The following is a 15,932-nucleotide window of genomic DNA, read 5'->3' on the forward strand; positions in this document are numbered from 1 at the left end:
CAACAGAAGTTGGGTTTTCCCCACTGACTGCACCAATGGGCTGCTACGCCCGCTCCTGCCCAAGGTAGGGGCGCTGCGGGTGTGTACTGACATGAGAACAATCGGACGATAGCTGGGCTGGAAGTGGCCGGGCCAGGCGTGCAATCGCTTGTTTGATCAATAGATCCCGCCCATGCAAGCCATAAGTCCCACACAGTTGGCAGATTGCAAAGTTCTTACCATCTGGCGTTGGTGTTCCTCCAAAAAAACAAGAGAAACCTCAGCGGATCAGTGCACATCCATTCATCGCCCAGTCTCCTCGCGAACGCTGTCGTCGCTGACAAGCGATTGCAGTAAGTCACCCGCAGATGCTATGCGGGCGATCCCCACCCAACTTACTCCGGCGACACCTCAAACACAATGAACTGATTCGCCTGTGTATCCGCCGTGAAGTTGTTGTCCGCCGCCAGCACGATGGTGCGGTGGCCATTGGGCAGGGTCTTGCCCCAGGTGATGGCCTCGATGTTGTCGAGCTTGACACCCTGGTAGGTGATGGGCATCTCCAGCAGCAGCTTGCGCGTCATGGGCGTGTAGGCGGTCGTGCCCGCCAGGCTGGCCATGCTGCCCACGTTGGTGGTGGCGTCGGTGATCTCGGTCAGCACCAGGCGGATGGTGTTGCCGATGCCCGAGGCAAAAGCGCGCTCGATGGCGATGAATTTCTTGTTGCCGATGGCCAGAAAGTCCGACAGGCCGTTGTCCGGGCCGAACGGTGCGCCAGCGGGTGCATCCACCGGGATCTTGGGCAACTGGTAGGCGTACTGCGCCTTGGCCGCGCCCGTGGCCGGGTCCAGGGCCGTCACGCGCACCACGCTGCCGGCCTGCACGGTGGTCAGCGGGCCGTCCTGGATCAGCGCATCCTCGTTGGCCACGAACACCGTGCCATCGGGCGCCACGGTCAGCGCCTCGAAGAGCTTGTTGCTGCGTGCGCCCGTGGTGGTGTTGTCCACATAGTTGTAGATGGCCGGCATCTTGAACTCGCGCACGAACTTGCCGGCGGTGGTCATCTCGCGCACAAAGGGCTGGAACAGGGTCGCAGCCGTCGTGCCCCAGTTGCCCTCGGACGACCAGTACAGATTGCCATTGGGCGCCAGGCGGATCGCCTCGGGGTCCACCGTGCGCGCATTGGCGGGGAAGGTGGTACCGTCTTCGCGCTGCATATAGGTCTGGCGGTTGACCTTGACCGTCACCGGGCCGGCGGCGCCGTAGTCTATGGAGAGGTTGTAAAAGCGCGGCGTGCCGCGCTCGCCACCGCGGTCGTCCGCGATGGCCCAGTAGCTGCCATCGGTGGCCTGGTCCAGCCCAGAGATGCCGCCGAACTCGACGCCTTCGAACAGCGTGCCGGTGGGCAGGGATGCGGCGCCGATCAGCTTGAGGGATGCAACGCGGGATTCGCCGTTGTCGTCATCGCTGCCGCCGCAGGCGGCCAGGGCCGTGGTCAGTGCCGCCAGGGCGAAGACGGCAGCCGAACGGCGCCAGGTGGTGTGTGCGAAGCCCATGGGGATTGTCTTTCTGCGGGAAGGGAGAAAGCACGGGAGCTTGCGGGGTGAATGCGTCAGGTGCGTGACACGCGGGTCAAAAAGTGTACAAGTTTTGAGAAGACTGGTTTTTTCTTCTTCTGAAAACAAAATCTTTTCACAGAAATCTCATTGGAATACAATTCCAACATGTCGAAATATATAAAACATTACTGGAGACTCTATGAGTGTTTTTTCTTCCGAAGCAAAAATGCAAGAATGGCTTTCAAATGAACTGGATAAATCACACGGATTAGGCGACCTTATAAAGAACGCTGATTGGCTCGATGAGGAAGCACCAAAAAACATCGGCAAAGCGAGAGTTTTTGCATCATTTCAAACCAGTTTTGAGGCACTTCACATAACTCAAAAACTATTTGAAAATGAAAATATCTCCCTCAATGCACCGGATGTGCTTAAGCCCGATTTTGTACTCTATGCACCCGAGACCCAAAGCATCATTCTCGTGGAGCTAAAAAACCTTGTATCCCCGAGTAGACAAGCGGGAACAGAGCTTAGTGCCTACTCGGCCGAAATACGAACCATAGTACCATTTTTACCGGATGGAGATGTTGTACATGTACTTATCTCTCAGGAGTGGCCCGTGCTACTCAAGCACTACGCACGCCACGAAATTTTCTGGCAGAGCAGGAATTTGCTTTGCTTACGCCCTTTTCTCCAGCCGGATGGAAATCCCGCACTTGAAATTCTTCCCCTGACAGAAATAGCAGAAGACGCATCATCATTTCAAGTCGGCCCAAACCATCTTGGCGGGTTTAATATTTCTTTATATGATAATCAGCTATATTCACTTCAAGCAGACCGCGAGAGACTATCAGCAGCTGTTGAAATGTTCAAGGTTGCAATTCAAGCGATGGCTGTAACCGGAAATCGCCTTAAAAGCCACGGCTTCGCATTTTTGTGGAAAGACAATTGGCAAGGGAGTCTTGCTCCCTACTCCATCGTCGTCGTAAACCTCGCTCCTTTTCAGTCAATCGAGCGATTCGTAAGGGTCGGTGAAGTTTCAAATGTTGTGGAGCGCTTTATAAAAATAATAGTAGAATACTCTCCCGAAGGGCATGGCAATACTCTTTCAAAAATCACCGACACGTGTTGCGATATTGTTGATAGAATTTGCAGCCCACAGATTGAAGGGTTTGCTACTTGGGCCCCTCTATGCGAAATACTAAAAGGTAGAACCAATTACATTGCATTCTCTGGCTGGGGAATATTTGGAGAGGCAGCATTAGAGGAGGTAAAGGCACGGCATAGCACGGGAGATTTTCTTTGCTCACTAAGCAGCCCTGACGTTGGTCAAGCCGTTTTAGCAAAAATCATCGATAACGACTATGATGTTTTAGATCTATCTCACTATTTTTATGATGCAAACAAAGATGAATACGTAGAAGACGAGTAAATTCTCATAGACCGATTCTACATTAAAAATCTTTATGCCGCGATGGTACTTCAGGAAAAATTTAAAGGTTTTGAGTTAATCCAAATTATCACCTGAGCTGATTAAACCATCACTCGCATAAACAACTCAGGATATACAATCACCGCGCCGCTCTCGCACACCTCCAGCACCCCGCTGTACCCCACAGTAGGCGCGTCGTACTGGTAGCGCATGGCATCCAGCCGCCGGTATACCTGCGGCAATTCCTGCAGCCGCAGGTCCGGGAAGGACAGCCAGGCCGTAGGCGCCTGCGCCTCCTGCCCCACCTGCAAGGCCATGCGGCGGATCGCGATCATGTTGGTGGCGGGGCTGAAATTGAGGTCCATGTCCGGGCACGCGCTTGCGGAAACACCGGTGTCCGCATCGGGTCCACCGCCCTGCCCCACCCGCCAGCGGCCATCGGCGCCGGGGTGAAAGCGCAAGTCCACCACGCGATCACCGCAATGGCCGGACACATGGGCGGCCTGGGTCACCCAGAGTGCATCGACACAGACCGCATAGCCCAGGTCGCACGCCAGCCCTTCGTCATGGAACACGGCCATGCCGCGCAGATCCCAGCCGCCATCGGCCCGCTGGTAGACACGGCAGACATCGCTGCCAGTCCCGCCGCCAATGCGGCGCCAGAAGAAGCTGTGTTGCGGCGCGGCGGTCATGGCAACGGTCTGCGGCATAGGGGTTCCTCCTGCTGTTCAATGCCAGGCACCGCCGCGTTCCTGCCTACTGCAGCAGCAAACCCATCTGCATGGCATCATGGTAGATGCCATCGATGCACACGGCCTCGGGCTCGGTGCCCCAAACGGCGAAGCCCAGGGATTCGTACAACGCATCAGCAGCCGGGTTGGGCAGGTACATGGTGAGGTGGACGCGGCGCGCGCCAACCTGGCGAGCATGCTCGATGGCATGGCGCACCACAGTGCGTCCCAGGCCCTGGCGACGATGCGCGGGTGCCACGAAGGTGCCCCACAACACAAGCTTGTGGCGCGACGATGCGAAGGGTCCCGACGGGGCTAGCCCAGCGGTGGCGGCGAGGGTTGCGCCGACGAAGGCGCCAAAAACCGCGTTCGTCGGGGCACCCTGTTGGTCGCGAAAACCCTGAAGGGGCCGAGCCAGTTCCTCCTGCATGACCAGGCCCAAGGGCACGGGGTTGTCCGCCAGGACCACGCGGCGCAGCGCGCTGAAGGCCTCGGCATCTTCGGCCGTGAGCCGGCGCACAGTGGTGCCATCGGCAGGCGCCGTCATACAGCCACCTGCACCTCTTTGCGCATGAACACGCTGTGCACGTCCGGCGCATAGTCGCCAAACGGCCCGCACTCTTCGTAGCCCATGCGGGCGTACAGGCCCAGCGCCTCGGGCTGCAGGGGCCCGGTCTCCAGTGCAAAGCGGGTGCAGCCGCGCGCGATGGCCTCGGCTTCGACAAAGGCCAGCAGCGCCCGTGCCAGGCCCTGGCCGCGGGCCTCGGGGCGCACATACATGCGCTTGACCTCGCTGACCTCGGCCCCCAGCACCATGGCGCCGCAGCCCAAGGCCACGCCGTCCGCATTGCGCGCCACGGCAAACAGCACGTTGGGCTGCGACAGCGCGTTCAGGTCGATGCCGTGGTGGCTTTCGGGCGGGTACAGCGGTTTCTGGAAGGCGTCGAGGTCGTCGATGAGCTGCACCACGTCGGCCTGGCGCGGGGATTCGAGCTGGATGCGCATGGCAGACTGGTTTCCCGGGCTCACTTGGCGAGGTCCTTGAGCAACTGGTCCTTGGCCTCCTGCCCCGTCTTCTTCTCGCCCAGCTGGTACTGGCCGAACACCACGCCGTGCACCAGCGGCTCCTTGCCCTTGGCGTCGAAGACGGCCAGGAACACCTGGTCGCCGAACTGGTCCACCTTCACGGCCAGTCGCTCTGCGCCCTTGGCATAGCCATGCACATTGCCCTCGAAGGCCTCGCCCACCTTGGTGTAGCCGGCACCCGCCATGGCGGTGGCCACCCGCTGGAACATGTCTGCACGCGAGACGCCGCTGTACACCGCATACAGGCCATGGTCGTTGGTGGTGTCCTCCACCTTCACGAGCTGTTCCTTCAACACGGGGATGCCACGCCACTCGGTAGGCACGGCGGGTGAGCAGGCGGACAGCGCAGCAGCGAGCCCGATGGTGGCAATGATCGACCAGGACAATGGCATAGGTGTTTTCCTCCCTTATGAGAACCAGTTCTTGTGTGTGCAAACGGATGGCATCGTAAAGGGTTTGGGCACCGCCATGGGCGGGCGGCATCACCCCACGGTCTTGAGGTACCTGGCGCACAGCTGCCCGACGGCTTCGCACAGGGCTTCGGTGCTGGGCGGTGTGCCTGGGGGCACCATGGGCAGTTCGATGGCTTCGCGCAGCACCCAGTTGTCGTTGTCCACCTGCGAGAAGCTGACGGACATCTTTGCCCAATCGACCACCTGGGCCTCCAGTTCCACTGCGCCGCTGCGGCTGACATAGGACTTGGTGCGGGACCAGCGCAGACTGCGAAAGTGGCCATGGTATTCAAGGTACAGCACATCGGGCGGGACCCGGGGGTCCGCACCCGATGCCAGGCGCGCGATCACCTCTTTCAGGCAGGTGCGCAGCCATTCGGGGTATTGGCTGGACTGCCAGTCGGTGGGGCCGTCGATCAGTGCAAGGGCGCGATCCCAGGTGGCGCGCTGGACTACATCCTCGGACGCCTTGGGCTGGATTGGCTTCTTGGGCTTGGCCGGCTTCTTGGGCTGCACGCTGGTGGTGAGCGCAGCCACGCGGGCTTGGTACTCGGTGCCCTTGAACAGGCGCACCTCGGCCGCCCCCAGCTTGCCCTGGGCGGCCAGCGCCTCGGCCAGCACCGCGGCCACGTCGAGGTTGCCGGCGTTCACGGCCAGGCGCAGGGGGGTGCGCCCGCGGGCGTTGGCGGCGGCGGGGTCCAGGCCCCAGTCGATCAACTGGCGGGTGGTGGCCACGGGGTCGCCCCTGCGGTGCCAGGTGGTGGAGAAGCCGGCGCGGCTGTTGGCAAGGCCATCCACGTCGCCTGCGGTGTACATCAAGGCATTGGAGCCATCGGGGTTGGTGGCGTGCACGTTGGCTCCACGCTCCTTCAGGAACTGCAGCAGAGGCACGCTGCCCATGAAGGCGGCCATGAGCAGCGGGGTGTACATCTGGCGGTGGTCCATGGCCTCGATGTCGGCACCCGCCTTGAGCAGCAGGTCTATGGCCTGGAAAACGGCGTCGGCGTGCCCTGCTGGCGCATCGGCACGGAACGCCATGTCGAAAATCTCCCCCCGCATCTCGCCCAGGCCCAGGGCCATGCAGATGGCGGGGTCCTTGGTCTGGCGCGGGTCGCCGCCCGCCGCCAGTACCAGGGCCAGCCGCTCCACCGCACGCTCCTGGAAGTACGAGATGAACTGCCGGCAACACACGGCCAAAGGGGTGGAGTTGCGGTTCTTGCGCTTGTTGGGGTTTGCGCCGTGCTCCAGCATCAGTCGCAGCAACGCGAACTGCGCGTCGACGCGCCGGGCGGCAGATGCCTCGTCGGGGCCGTCGTAGTAGACCCATTGGGCTTCGCAAGCCCACTGTACTGCGGATGCATCGTGGTACAGGCTGATGCGGTCCGGGTGCACGCCGGATCGGACCAGGCGCTCCATTTCCTCAATGCAGGCATCGATACCGAGATCGTCGTCCAGAGCGGCAGAAGGAGAAGTGGCCATGGAAAAGAAAGGTCAGAAGAAAAGAGAAGGCCTGGTCAGGATCTGGCCATCACCGCCAGTTCCTGGTGCAGCAGCAGTTCCACCTCACTGGGCTCGAACTGCGCGGTCATGAGCGGTATGGCAAAGCTGTAGGTGCCCCCGTCGCGGCGCAGCACCCAGGCCAGTTGCAGGCGCGCGAGGGACTGGCGCAGGGCCTGGGCGTCGGCCTGCACGCCGTGGCCCTGCAGCAGCCCCGCCAGGGCCACCAGGCTGGTCTCGCCCTGCTGGGCCACGTGGTACACCACCACGCGGTCGAGGCGGCAGGCCGTGTCGTCGGGCGACAGGCGGCCCCAGCCGGCCAGGGCGTCCTGCACGGGCTGGGAGGCCAGGGCCTGGTCCAGATGGCGCTTTTCGATCACGCGTTCGCCGGGCTGCAAAGCTTCCAGGCATTCCTGGCACAGGATGGCGACCAGGTTGGCGCGCAGGCCGCTGGCATCCACCAGGCGCTCTACCAGCGCATCGCCGCCAAAGCCCAGGCGCAGGCGGCGCAGCGGCTCGGTGGCCAGGGACTTGCAGGCCGGGCGCTCCAGCCCGCCGATGGCCAGCACCTCGCCAAAGTTGCGCAGCGGGCTCTGGTAGTCGAGCACGGCCGTGGCATACAGGTCCCAGAAGCCGGCCAGCATGAAACAGCAGCGCCCCTCTTCGCTGAGCGAGCGCAGGGTGGACAGCTGGTGGTAGCCGTTGGCCGACTCGTCGCGAAAGAACAGGTCGGCCTCGTCGATCAGCAGGTACAGGCGCTTGCCGGTGTACTGGGCCTGCAGGTGGTCCACGATGGCCTCGAGCGGGGTGTCGGCCGGCAGGCCGAACTGCAGCGCCATGCGCGGCGACAGCCGGTGGTCGCGCAGCGAGACGTAGTGGCAGACGATCTGGGGGTGGCCTTGCAGGCGGCGCTGCACGGCCTTGAGCAGGCTGCTCTTGCCCAGCTGGCGCCCACCCACCACCAGGTAGTTGGCCGGCTCGCGGTTGACCACGCGGGCCAGCAGCTGCTCGCGGCCGAAAAAGGAGCCCTCGCGCGTCACCCCGCCGCGGGTCTGGTAGGGGGAGATGCGCGTCACGCGCAGCTGGGCGGCCAGCAGGCGCAGCAGCACCTGCAGCGGTTCGCGCGCGAGCAGCCATTCGGTCTGGCTGGCGCTGTCCACCATCACATGCAGGTTGGCGCCATCGTCGGTGTGGGCGCGCAGCAGCGGCCAGGGGGTCTCGGTACCGTGGTCGCACAGGATGAGCAGCACATCGGTGCCGGTCTGCGCGGCGCGCAGCTGGCGCAGCACGGTGGCTTCGTCCATCCCCGGCGTGGGGATGTAGAGCAGGCAGCGGTCCAGCGAGACCGGCAGGTCTGGGGGGAAGCGCCATTCGAACACCGCACCGGGCAGCACCCAGTCGCTGCTGGGCAGGCTGCTGGCGGACACGCGCTCGGCCAGCACCATGGACTGGTCGGCCGCGTCGTCGTGCGCGAACTGCACGGCGCTCTGCCAGTCCTTGGTGCGGACTTCTGCCGCCTCCAGCGTGGCGCGCAGCCGGCCCACGGTGCGCAGCAGCTGGTCGATGCGCGGCAGGCGCGAGACAGGGGTGCGCAGCAGTTTCTCGGGGCGCAGCTGCGCGGGGCCGATCAGCGGGTGGCGCAGCACCCACACCACAGCGCCCACGATGAAGATCAGCGCGCACCACTTGATGAGGCTGCGCAGCCAGCCGAAGGGGTCGGCCGCCTCCACCGCGGCGATGCGGCTCTGGCGCACCGCCTCGGGGTCCATGTCGTCGCCCTTGCCATCCTGGCTTTCGGGGCCGGCGGCGCAGCTGATGGGCAGCGCGCCGGCAGGCATGGGCGGATTGCCGGGGCGGCAGGTCCAGTGGTACATGTCGGGCGTCATGTGCAGCAGCACCTGGGTGCCGGCCAGGTGGCCGAGCGCCGGGTCGTTGATCACGTCGGCCTGCAGGCGCAGCGGCCCCGGCGAGGTGACGCGCAGCTTGGGAAAGGGCACCTGCGGCGCGTACTTCTGGATGTCCGGCGGCCAGTGGCCCAGCTCCTGGCTGGCCTGCACCAGGGCCACGCGCCACTGCACCAGCTCGCCCCACACGGGGCCGATGCTCTCGTGGGTGCGCACCGATCCGCGGGTGGCAGGGTTCAGGTGGGGCGTGAGCAGCGCGCTGCCGATGAACAGCGTGACGCCGGCGATCAGCAGCGCGCGCGCCACCGGCCAGGTCATCCAGGACCTCAGCTGCTCGATCATGAGGATGCCGCCTCCAGCACCATCAGGCCCGCATGGCGCACGGTGTCGCAGCGCCAGTGCAGGCGTGCCGCATCGCCCGTGCCGCGCACGTGGATGAGGTTGCCCCAGAACAGGCGGCGCAGGTCGTCGTCCTGCAGGTAGGGGCGCGCACGGCCCAGGTCGTCGGCCTGCAGCAGGCTGCGCAGGCGCTCGCGCGGGGCGCCCTCCTGCGCCAGCGGCAGAAAGGTCTGCCACAGGCGCGGGCTGCCGGCCAGCTGCGTGCGCAGCGCAGCCGACGCCGCCTGGGTGGCATTCACGCCCTGCTCCACCAGCCACTGCAACCCTTCCTCGAACAGCGCGGGGTGGCCGCCGCTGGCGTCGAGCAACTGGGCCAGCACGGGCTGGGGCCAGTCATGGCCGGGCCAGCGCTGGCGCGCCAGGATGGCCAGGTCGTCCAGCGTGGGCTCGGGCCAGTGGTTGACCTGGGCGATGTTGAGCAGCGACATGTCGCCGCTGCGGTACTTGAGGTCGGCCAGCGCCTCGCCACCGCACAGCAGCAGGTGCAGGCGGCCGCTGTGCATCTCGCTCAGGCTGCGCAGGATGCCGGCCAGGGTTTCACGCAGCGCGGGCGTGCCCTGCTCGAAGCGGCTAACCAAGCAGAACAGGCGCTCGCCGGCCACAAGGCGCCGCTCCAGCGCGGATTCGAACTCATAGTCCGACTGCAGCTCGCCCAGCCCGCACTGGCGGCCGATGGCGGCGAAGTACTCGGTGGGCGCGGTGCTGACGCTGTAGGGTGGCTGGATATGCAGCACCGATGCGGCGCCGTACTGCTGGCGCGCGCGCTGCAGCAGCTCGAGCCGGAAGGGCGGCTGCCCCCAGTGCGCGGGCGACAGCAGCATGGAAATGGGGTACGGCATGGCCTGGGCAAGCTGCGCGAAGAGCCGGGCCTGGAAGGCGCCGAAGGGCTGTTCGCCCTGTGCCCCCTGGGCAGTGGTGCCCACGGGCGTGGCCGGGGCCTCCACCTCGGCCTGCAGCGGAAACTCGGGCGCAAAGCCGGCCGCGCTGAGCAGGCGGTTGGCCTCGGCCTCGGTCAGGCGCAGGTAGCGGGTGCAGGCCACCACCTTCTCGCGCGAGCGGGCGTTGGGTGCCGACATGCCGTTGCGCCAGTTGTTCACGGCCTCGCGGCTCAGGCCGATCTCGGTGGCCACCCCCGAGGCACTTGCGCGGATGCGGCGCATGTAGAGGGACAAGAGCTCCGGGAACGAATCGTGGGCCATGGATGGAGGGCGGCAAGCCGGCAAGGGGGTTTGGACAGGGCAGCAAAAAGAGGCCGAGGCCTCCGGCAGGCATTGTCTCCTGCGCCAGGGCCCCCGGCGTCCAAAAAACGAGGGCATCGAACAGCCGCCGCATCCCGCAGCGGGCTGGTGGGCACGGGCGGCCATCCGATGCCCCCCTCAAAGCTTTTGAACGATGGGCCATGCCTTGTGGCAGGCCAGAGCGCAGGCGGTCAGCACCGGGCTGTACAGCACGGCAACGCCCACGGTGGTCATCAGCCAGCCAGGCTCCCCGTCTTCACCGTCCTCCTCCTCGGCCTGGCCTTTCTCTCCCTGTTTTCTTGCTTCTTCTCCCTCCCTCTTGGCCTTTGCGGCCTTGTCCTTGTCCGATTCGGCGTCGCCCGTGACCTCCTGCACCAGCACGCCCGCCAGCACCAGCAGCGCCAGAGCCAGCAGCCCCAGGTAGGCGTACTGCAGTTCCAGGCGCTCCAGCGGGTAGAAGTACCCCGCCAGCAGCACACCCGGCAGCACGAAGAACAGGCGCATCAGCCAGCGGTACCAGTCGTAGCCCTCGCTCTTTTCGAGCGCGCCCATCACCAGCCGGTATGTCAGTGCGCCCAGCACGAAGATCACCCCGCCCCACCATTCGATCTGTGTCAGCATGTGCTTGTCCCTCCCTTCAGCGGCTGGCGGTGGCCGGCTCGCCCGCCCCGTTGTCGTTGTTGCTGTCGTCGTCGCCATCGTCGTCATCGCCCTTGATCTCCCGGTGCGTGCGCGCCGCGTAATACATCGGCAACACCACGGCCAGCACCAGGCCCAGGCCCAGCCACAACCACAGGCCCTTGAACAGCAGCACCGTGACCGCGGTGAAGACCGCGGCGTGCAGCAGCCCCTTGAGGGCCGAGCCCAGCACCAGCACGCCGATGACGCCATCCACGGTGTTCTTGACCCCGTTCTTGCCCATGCTCTTGGCGATTTCCACGAAGGCCTCGGCGGCTTCCTGCGCCTCCTTGCGCTTCTTGGCCTCGTCCTTGAGCAGGCGGGCGACGGACATGGGCTTGGCCGGGTCGTGCGCATCGGCCGCAGCGCGTTCTCCGGGTTCGTCGCCATCGTCCGGGTCGTGCGCTGGCTCGACGATGGCCTGCAGGTGCGGGTACAGCGCCAGGAAGTACTGGCGCGGCACCCATTGGCCCTTGTCGAAGTACATGCGCTGGGTTTCGCCCACCTGGTCGTAGAACACGTCGAGCACCGCGGCCTGCAGGCCGTGGCCGAACAGCGCCGCCAGCGGTGACAGGGGCAACGGGTCGCTGGTGCCGGTGTCGAAGTTCAGTTGTAGATAGCCGGGCGCAGCCGTGACCTGCTGGTTGAACCACTCGGCATCCCACAGGTCCGCCAGGCCCACGCCCAGCTTGCCGGCCCAGCGCGTGGCTTCCGCGGTGTTGCCCTCGGCGATGTACTGGTACACCAGCTGGGCGTACTTGAGCCGGATCGGGTCCTCGAAGAACAGGTGCAGGGTGTGGGCGTTTTGGGACATGGTGGAATGGTGGAATCGGGTGGCGATCGGGATGGGCTGCGAAGTGGCTGGATTGTTGCCGCGCCGCGCGTGCTGCGCCCTCTCCACCTTGTCCATGGCCGCCGTTTCGGCGCTTGACAGCGCGTCAACTGGGCCGTGGCCGGTGGACCTTTGGGCACGCGCGCCACACCGCGGCCTCGCGAGTCGCCAAGGTTACAAACACCCCGGTCGTCTCATGCATACTGGCCACCCTTTCAAGGCCTGCGCCGCACCACCGTGCCGCCGCAGGCCGCCCGCAGGGCATCCATTCCCAACGCACAACAGCCTCCTTCAGCGCCCGGCCATTCCGGCCGGCCTGCGCTGTCCGGTGGCCTTGCGTTGCCGCTCACCAGAACGAACCGAGGGAGATAGAACACCATGTTTGCCAAGCCACTGGATGCGCGTCTGTGCGCGCTGCTGTCGGGTGCCACCTTGCTGCTGGGCCCCGTGGCCGCACAGACCACCGCCACTCCGCCCGCCAAGGCGCCTGCTGCGCGGCCGGCCCCCGCACCCGCCGCCCCGCTGTTCGGCGGCACGCGCGAGAAGCTGGTCGTGGCCATGCCCAAGACCTACGCCAAGAGCGAGACCATGCTCATCTGGGGTGACTACTTCAACCACTTGGCGCGCTGCGGCAACATGGACCTGCAAAACCTGCAGGGGGAGTCGCTGGAACGCAGCGTGAACATCGACACGCTGGGCGAGAAGGAGCTGATCGACGGCATCATCGCCGGCAAGGTGCAGCTCGCCCAGGTCAACCCCGGCCTGGTGCCGCAGTTGGTGGCCGCAGGCCAGCCTACCCCCTTCGGCGTGCCGGGCAACAAGGCCAGCGGGCAGCGCAATTCGTACAAGCTGATCCTGATCTCGCGGGTGGACAGCCCCTTCACCAAGCCGCAGGACCTGGTGGGCAAGAAGATCGCGCACACCACGCCCACCTCCAACTCGGGCAACCTGGCGCCGCGCGCCCTGTTCCCCGCACTGGGCCTGGTGCCCGACCAGAACTACGAGGTGGTGTTCTCCAACGGCCACGAGCGCTCCGTGACCGGGGTGATGCACGGTTTCTACCCGGCCGCCGCCGTGGCCAGCGACCTGTACCAGCGCATGGTGGTCAAGGGCGACGTGAAGGGGTCGAGCATCCGCACGCTGTGGGAGAGCCCGCCCTTCATGACCGAGACCTGGACCCTGGGCAAGGACGTCTCGCCCGAAGTGCAGGCCCGCGTGACCAAGTGCTCCTACAGCTACAGCTTCTCGCCCAAGCTGCGCCAGCTGCTGCCGGGCAACGACAGCTTCTTGGCGATCAACTTCGAGCGCGACTTCGCCACCGTGATGGAGGTCTACAACAAGACCCAGAAGGCGCAGGCTGCAGCCAAGTCGGCCAAGCCCTGAGGACAGGCAGCCCCGGGGCCACCGGTCAGGTGGCCGCCAGGGGCAGGTGGTGCGCAATGAGCGCCTGCGCCTCGGGCGGCAGCACCGCCTTGGGAATCATCATGCACATGCCGGGCTCGACGAACAGGTAGAACATGGCCTCGTCCTCCTGCCGGGCGATGAAGAACGCCCAGTCCAGGCGCGAGAAGGCGCCTTTGGCATGCTGCTCGATACCCGATTCGCTGACCACCACGGATTGCGGGGACAGCGTGCTGCCATCGTCCGACAGTTGCTCCTGCAACTGCCGCCGGGTCATCGCCACGCCAGCAACGTAGGCCAGAACCAGGGTCACCGCTGCCGTGATGGCGGCGCACACCACATAGCCCATGGCACGCGAGCCGGGGTCACGGGTCTGCAAAAAGACCCAGGTGACTGCAAACACCAGCAGCCATGCTGCCACCTTCGCCAACGGGACCAGGGCCTTGCGCACCGTCCCCTGCCCTGCCGCCGAGGCGGCTCTCCTGCGACTGGCAAGGGCCCGGAGATGGGCCGTGGTGCGTTCATGGGCCAGGACGTAGTCACTGCGGGTCAGGGTGAAGGTCTGCATGGACATGGGATGGCGAAGGGCGATCCACCACTATAGGAGACCTGCCGCCCCCCGCCCCCCAGGCGCTGACGCCCGGGTGCGCAGAATGTCACGCTTGGGGCCCCTGCGCCCCGAGCCGCTCCCGCGTGCGCCGCGCCACGTCCTTCACCCAGGGCTGCGCGGCCCAGTGGCGCTGGGCAAAGGCGTCGATCTGCGCCTGGTAGGTCAGCGAGGCGCCGATCACGTCCAGCCCATCGAGGAACATGCGCCGGTGCCGCTCGGAGATGGTGAACGGGGCGCTGTGCCCTGCCGTGCGCACCTGGCGCTGCCCCACGTCGATCTCGATGGCCAGGGGGCCACTGGTGGAACGAGCTTCCTGCATGAGGGCTTGCGCATCCGTCTCGCTAACCATGGCCAGCAGCAGGCGGTTGTTCATGGCGTTGGAGTAGAAGATCTCGCCGAAGCTCGACGCCACCACGGCCTTGAAGCCGTACTGCTGCATGCCCCACACGGCATGCTCACGGCTGGAGCCGCAGCCGTAGTTGCTGCCGGCCAGCAGCACATCGGTGCCGGCAAAGGCCGGCTGGTTGAGCACGAAGTCGGGCCGTGGCTGGCCCGCGCCGTCGAAGCGCAGGTCGTACAGCAGGCCCGGTGCCAGGCCCGACTTGTCGATGCCGCGCAGGAACTGCTTGGGCATGATCTGGTCGGTATCGAGGTTGGCGATGTCGAGCAGGGCCGCCTGGCCGCGCACGGTGGTGTTGGTGTTGTCGGCGGTCATGCAGTCACCTCCAAAGTCCTTACGTCCGTGATGCAGCCGGTGATGGCGGCGGCGGCGGCCATGGCCGGGCTCATCAGGTGGGTGATGGCGCCGCGGCCCTGGCGGCCCTCGAAATTGCGGTTGGTGGTGGAGGCGCAGCGCTGGCCGGGGGCCAGCACGTCGTCGTTCATGGCCAGGCACATGGAGCAGCCGGGCTGGCGCCACTCGAAGCCGGCCGCCACCAGGCGTGCGGCAATGCCTTCGGCCTCGGCCTGGGCCTTCACGGCGCCCGAGCCGGGCACGACCATGGCGCGCACGCCGCTGGCCACGTGGCGGCTGCCGATGATGCGGTCCACCTCGCGCAGGTCCTCGATGCGCGCATTGGTGCACGAGCCGATGAACACATGCTGCACCGGCACGCCCGCCAGCGGCTGCCCTGCCGCCAAGGCCGTGTAGCGCAGGGCCTGCTCGGCGCTGCTGCGCTGCACGGCGTCGGTGATGTCCTCGGGCCGGGGCACGGTGGCGTTGATGGCCATGGCCTGGTCGGGGCTGGTGCCCCAGGTGACGAAGGGGGCCACGCCGCTGGCGTCGAACACATGCTCCACGTCGAACACGGCGCCCGCGTCGCTGCCCAGCGTGGCCCAGTGGGCCAGGGCCTGCGTGCGCACGTCGCCGGTGATGTCGGGGGCCTTGGCCAGCACATAGTCGATGGCCGTAGCGTCGGGGGCGATCAGCGCGCCGCGGGCGCCCGCCTCCACCGCCATGTTGCACAGGGTGAAGCGCGCCTCCACCGACAGGGCACTGATGGCGCTGCCGCAGAACTCCACCACATAGCCGCGCGCGCCCTGGGCGCCGATGCGGCTGATGACCATGAGGATCAGGTCCTTGGCGGTGGTGCCCGTGGGCAGCGTGCCGTCCACGCGGATGCGCATGTCCTTGGCCAGGCGGTAGACCAGGGTCTGGGTGGCCAGCACATGCTCCACCTCGGACGTGCCGATGCCGAAACCCAAGGCGCCCAGCGCCCCATAAGTGGTGGTGTGGCTGTCGCCGCAGATGATGACCATGCCGGGGCGCACCATGCCGTGCTCGGGCGCTATCACGTGCTCGATGCCCTGCAGCGGGTCGTTGGTGTCGAACAGCGGGATGTGGTGGCGGTCGCAGTTGGCCTTGAGGTTGCTGGCCTGCAGCGCCGAGGGCGGGTCCTGGATGGTGCGCCAGCGCACCGGGTGCGTGGGGATGATGTGGCTCACCACCGCCACGTTCTGCCCCGGCACGGGCACGCCGCGCCCGGCCTCGTGCAGGCCGGCGAAGGCCTGGGGGCTGGTGTATTCGTTCATCAGGTGCAGGTCGCAAAAGAGCAGCACGTTCTGTTCGTCCAGAACGGCCACGGTGTGCGATGCGACCAGCTTCTGGTACAGCGTCGTGGGGGTGGTCATGGTC

At 65.7% G+C, this 15,932-nt stretch carries 15 protein-coding genes; 2 read left to right on the forward strand and 13 right to left on the reverse strand.

Annotation, left to right across the window (positions count from 1 at the left end):
• Positions 1-374: 374 nt before the first annotated feature.
• Positions 375-1,535: an esterase-like activity of phytase family protein gene (locus AC07PA_RS13150; protein ID WP_494609467.1), complete on the reverse strand. Its 1,161-nt coding sequence runs from the start codon at positions 1,533-1,535 to the stop codon at positions 375-377.
• Between the two features lie 202 nt (positions 1,536-1,737).
• Here AC07PA_RS13150 and AC07PA_RS13155 point away from each other — a divergent pair, with 202 nt between their 5' ends.
• Complete coding sequence (locus AC07PA_RS13155; protein ID WP_494609466.1) at positions 1,738-2,970, forward strand: hypothetical protein; 1,233 nt, start codon at positions 1,738-1,740, stop codon at positions 2,968-2,970.
• 101 nt (positions 2,971-3,071) lie between these two features.
• On the opposite strand, the gene AC07PA_RS13160 is transcribed toward AC07PA_RS13155, so the two are convergent.
• The 9 genes from AC07PA_RS13160 to AC07PA_RS13200 form a co-directional block, all read right to left on the reverse strand.
• On the reverse strand, positions 3,072-3,680 hold the full coding sequence (locus AC07PA_RS13160; protein WP_494609465.1) for a putative glycolipid-binding domain-containing protein: 609 nt from the start codon (positions 3,678-3,680) through the stop codon (positions 3,072-3,074).
• 46 nt (positions 3,681-3,726) lie between these two features.
• Positions 3,727-4,248, reverse strand: coding sequence for a GNAT family N-acetyltransferase (locus AC07PA_RS13165; RefSeq protein WP_494609464.1), 522 nt, complete (start codon positions 4,246-4,248; stop codon positions 3,727-3,729).
• Complete coding sequence (locus AC07PA_RS13170; RefSeq protein WP_494609530.1) at positions 4,245-4,706, reverse strand: GNAT family N-acetyltransferase; 462 nt, start codon at positions 4,704-4,706, stop codon at positions 4,245-4,247. The genes AC07PA_RS13165 and AC07PA_RS13170 overlap by 4 nt, the downstream gene beginning before the upstream one ends.
• Positions 4,707-4,726: 20 nt before the next feature.
• Positions 4,727-5,179, reverse strand: a complete 453-nt coding sequence (locus tag AC07PA_RS13175; RefSeq protein WP_494609463.1) for a hypothetical protein — start codon at positions 5,177-5,179, stop codon at positions 4,727-4,729.
• 90 nt (positions 5,180-5,269) lie between these two features.
• Positions 5,270-6,718: an ankyrin repeat domain-containing protein gene (locus tag AC07PA_RS13180; RefSeq protein ID WP_494609462.1), complete on the reverse strand. Its 1,449-nt coding sequence runs from the start codon at positions 6,716-6,718 to the stop codon at positions 5,270-5,272.
• A 35-nt stretch (positions 6,719-6,753) separates the two neighbouring features.
• Positions 6,754-8,982 carry an AAA family ATPase gene (locus AC07PA_RS13185; RefSeq protein ID WP_494609461.1) on the reverse strand — a complete coding sequence of 743 codons (2,229 nt, stop codon included), beginning with the start codon at positions 8,980-8,982 and terminating at the stop codon, positions 6,754-6,756.
• On the reverse strand, positions 8,979-10,238 hold the full coding sequence (locus AC07PA_RS13190; protein ID WP_494609460.1) for a hypothetical protein: 1,260 nt from the start codon (positions 10,236-10,238) through the stop codon (positions 8,979-8,981). The genes AC07PA_RS13185 and AC07PA_RS13190 overlap by 4 nt, the downstream gene beginning before the upstream one ends.
• A 177-nt stretch (positions 10,239-10,415) precedes the next feature.
• Positions 10,416-10,898 (reverse strand): hypothetical protein, encoded by a 483-nt coding sequence (locus tag AC07PA_RS13195; protein ID WP_494609459.1) that lies wholly within the window; start codon positions 10,896-10,898, stop codon positions 10,416-10,418.
• A 16-nt stretch (positions 10,899-10,914) separates the two neighbouring features.
• Entirely contained in the window at positions 10,915-11,769 is an 855-nt protein-coding gene (locus AC07PA_RS13200) for a hypothetical protein (protein ID WP_494609458.1), read from the reverse strand.
• Positions 11,770-12,165: 396 nt separating this feature from the next.
• Between AC07PA_RS13200 and AC07PA_RS13205 the strand changes: the two genes are divergently transcribed.
• The gene (locus AC07PA_RS13205; RefSeq protein WP_494609457.1) at positions 12,166-13,170 is read left to right on the forward strand and encodes a PhnD/SsuA/transferrin family substrate-binding protein; all 1,005 of its coding nucleotides are present in this window, start codon (positions 12,166-12,168) and stop codon (positions 13,168-13,170) included.
• Positions 13,171-13,195: 25 nt separating this feature from the next.
• Here AC07PA_RS13205 and AC07PA_RS13210 read toward each other — a convergent pair whose 3' ends face one another.
• From AC07PA_RS13210 to leuC, 3 genes are all read right to left on the reverse strand, one after another.
• Positions 13,196-13,756 (reverse strand): YcxB family protein, encoded by a 561-nt coding sequence (locus AC07PA_RS13210; protein ID WP_494609456.1) that lies wholly within the window; start codon positions 13,754-13,756, stop codon positions 13,196-13,198.
• 88 nt (positions 13,757-13,844) lie between these two features.
• Positions 13,845-14,513: a 3-isopropylmalate dehydratase small subunit gene (gene leuD, locus AC07PA_RS13215; RefSeq protein ID WP_494609455.1), complete on the reverse strand. Its 669-nt coding sequence runs from the start codon at positions 14,511-14,513 to the stop codon at positions 13,845-13,847.
• Positions 14,510-15,928: a 3-isopropylmalate dehydratase large subunit gene (gene leuC, locus AC07PA_RS13220; protein WP_494609529.1), complete on the reverse strand. Its 1,419-nt coding sequence runs from the start codon at positions 15,926-15,928 to the stop codon at positions 14,510-14,512. Before leuC ends, leuD begins: the two co-directional genes overlap by 4 nt.
• Between the last annotated feature and the right edge of the window lie 4 nt (positions 15,929-15,932).

It is taken from the genome of Acidovorax sp. GW821-FHT09B03 (assembly GCF_059418305.1).

Coding starts and splice junctions, on each gene's coding strand:
- AC07PA_RS13150 (WP_494609467.1), bottom strand. CDS start 1,535: ATGGGCTTCGCACACACCACCTGGCGCCGTTCGGCTGCCGTCTTCGCC.
- AC07PA_RS13155 (WP_494609466.1), top strand. CDS start 1,738: ATGAGTGTTTTTTCTTCCGAAGCAAAAATGCAAGAATGGCTTTCAAAT.
- AC07PA_RS13160 (WP_494609465.1), bottom strand. CDS start 3,680: ATGCCGCAGACCGTTGCCATGACCGCCGCGCCGCAACACAGCTTCTTC.
- AC07PA_RS13165 (WP_494609464.1), bottom strand. CDS start 4,248: ATGACGGCGCCTGCCGATGGCACCACTGTGCGCCGGCTCACGGCCGAA.
- AC07PA_RS13170 (WP_494609530.1), bottom strand. CDS start 4,706: ATGCGCATCCAGCTCGAATCCCCGCGCCAGGCCGACGTGGTGCAGCTC.
- AC07PA_RS13175 (WP_494609463.1), bottom strand. CDS start 5,179: ATGCCATTGTCCTGGTCGATCATTGCCACCATCGGGCTCGCTGCTGCG.
- AC07PA_RS13180 (WP_494609462.1), bottom strand. CDS start 6,718: ATGGCCACTTCTCCTTCTGCCGCTCTGGACGACGATCTCGGTATCGAT.
- AC07PA_RS13185 (WP_494609461.1), bottom strand. CDS start 8,982: ATGATCGAGCAGCTGAGGTCCTGGATGACCTGGCCGGTGGCGCGCGCG.
- AC07PA_RS13190 (WP_494609460.1), bottom strand. CDS start 10,238: ATGGCCCACGATTCGTTCCCGGAGCTCTTGTCCCTCTACATGCGCCGC.
- AC07PA_RS13195 (WP_494609459.1), bottom strand. CDS start 10,898: ATGCTGACACAGATCGAATGGTGGGGCGGGGTGATCTTCGTGCTGGGC.
- AC07PA_RS13200 (WP_494609458.1), bottom strand. CDS start 11,769: ATGTCCCAAAACGCCCACACCCTGCACCTGTTCTTCGAGGACCCGATC.
- AC07PA_RS13205 (WP_494609457.1), top strand. CDS start 12,166: ATGTTTGCCAAGCCACTGGATGCGCGTCTGTGCGCGCTGCTGTCGGGT.
- AC07PA_RS13210 (WP_494609456.1), bottom strand. CDS start 13,756: ATGCAGACCTTCACCCTGACCCGCAGTGACTACGTCCTGGCCCATGAA.
- leuD (WP_494609455.1), bottom strand. CDS start 14,513: ATGACCGCCGACAACACCAACACCACCGTGCGCGGCCAGGCGGCCCTG.
- leuC (WP_494609529.1), bottom strand. CDS start 15,928: ATGACCACCCCCACGACGCTGTACCAGAAGCTGGTCGCATCGCACACC.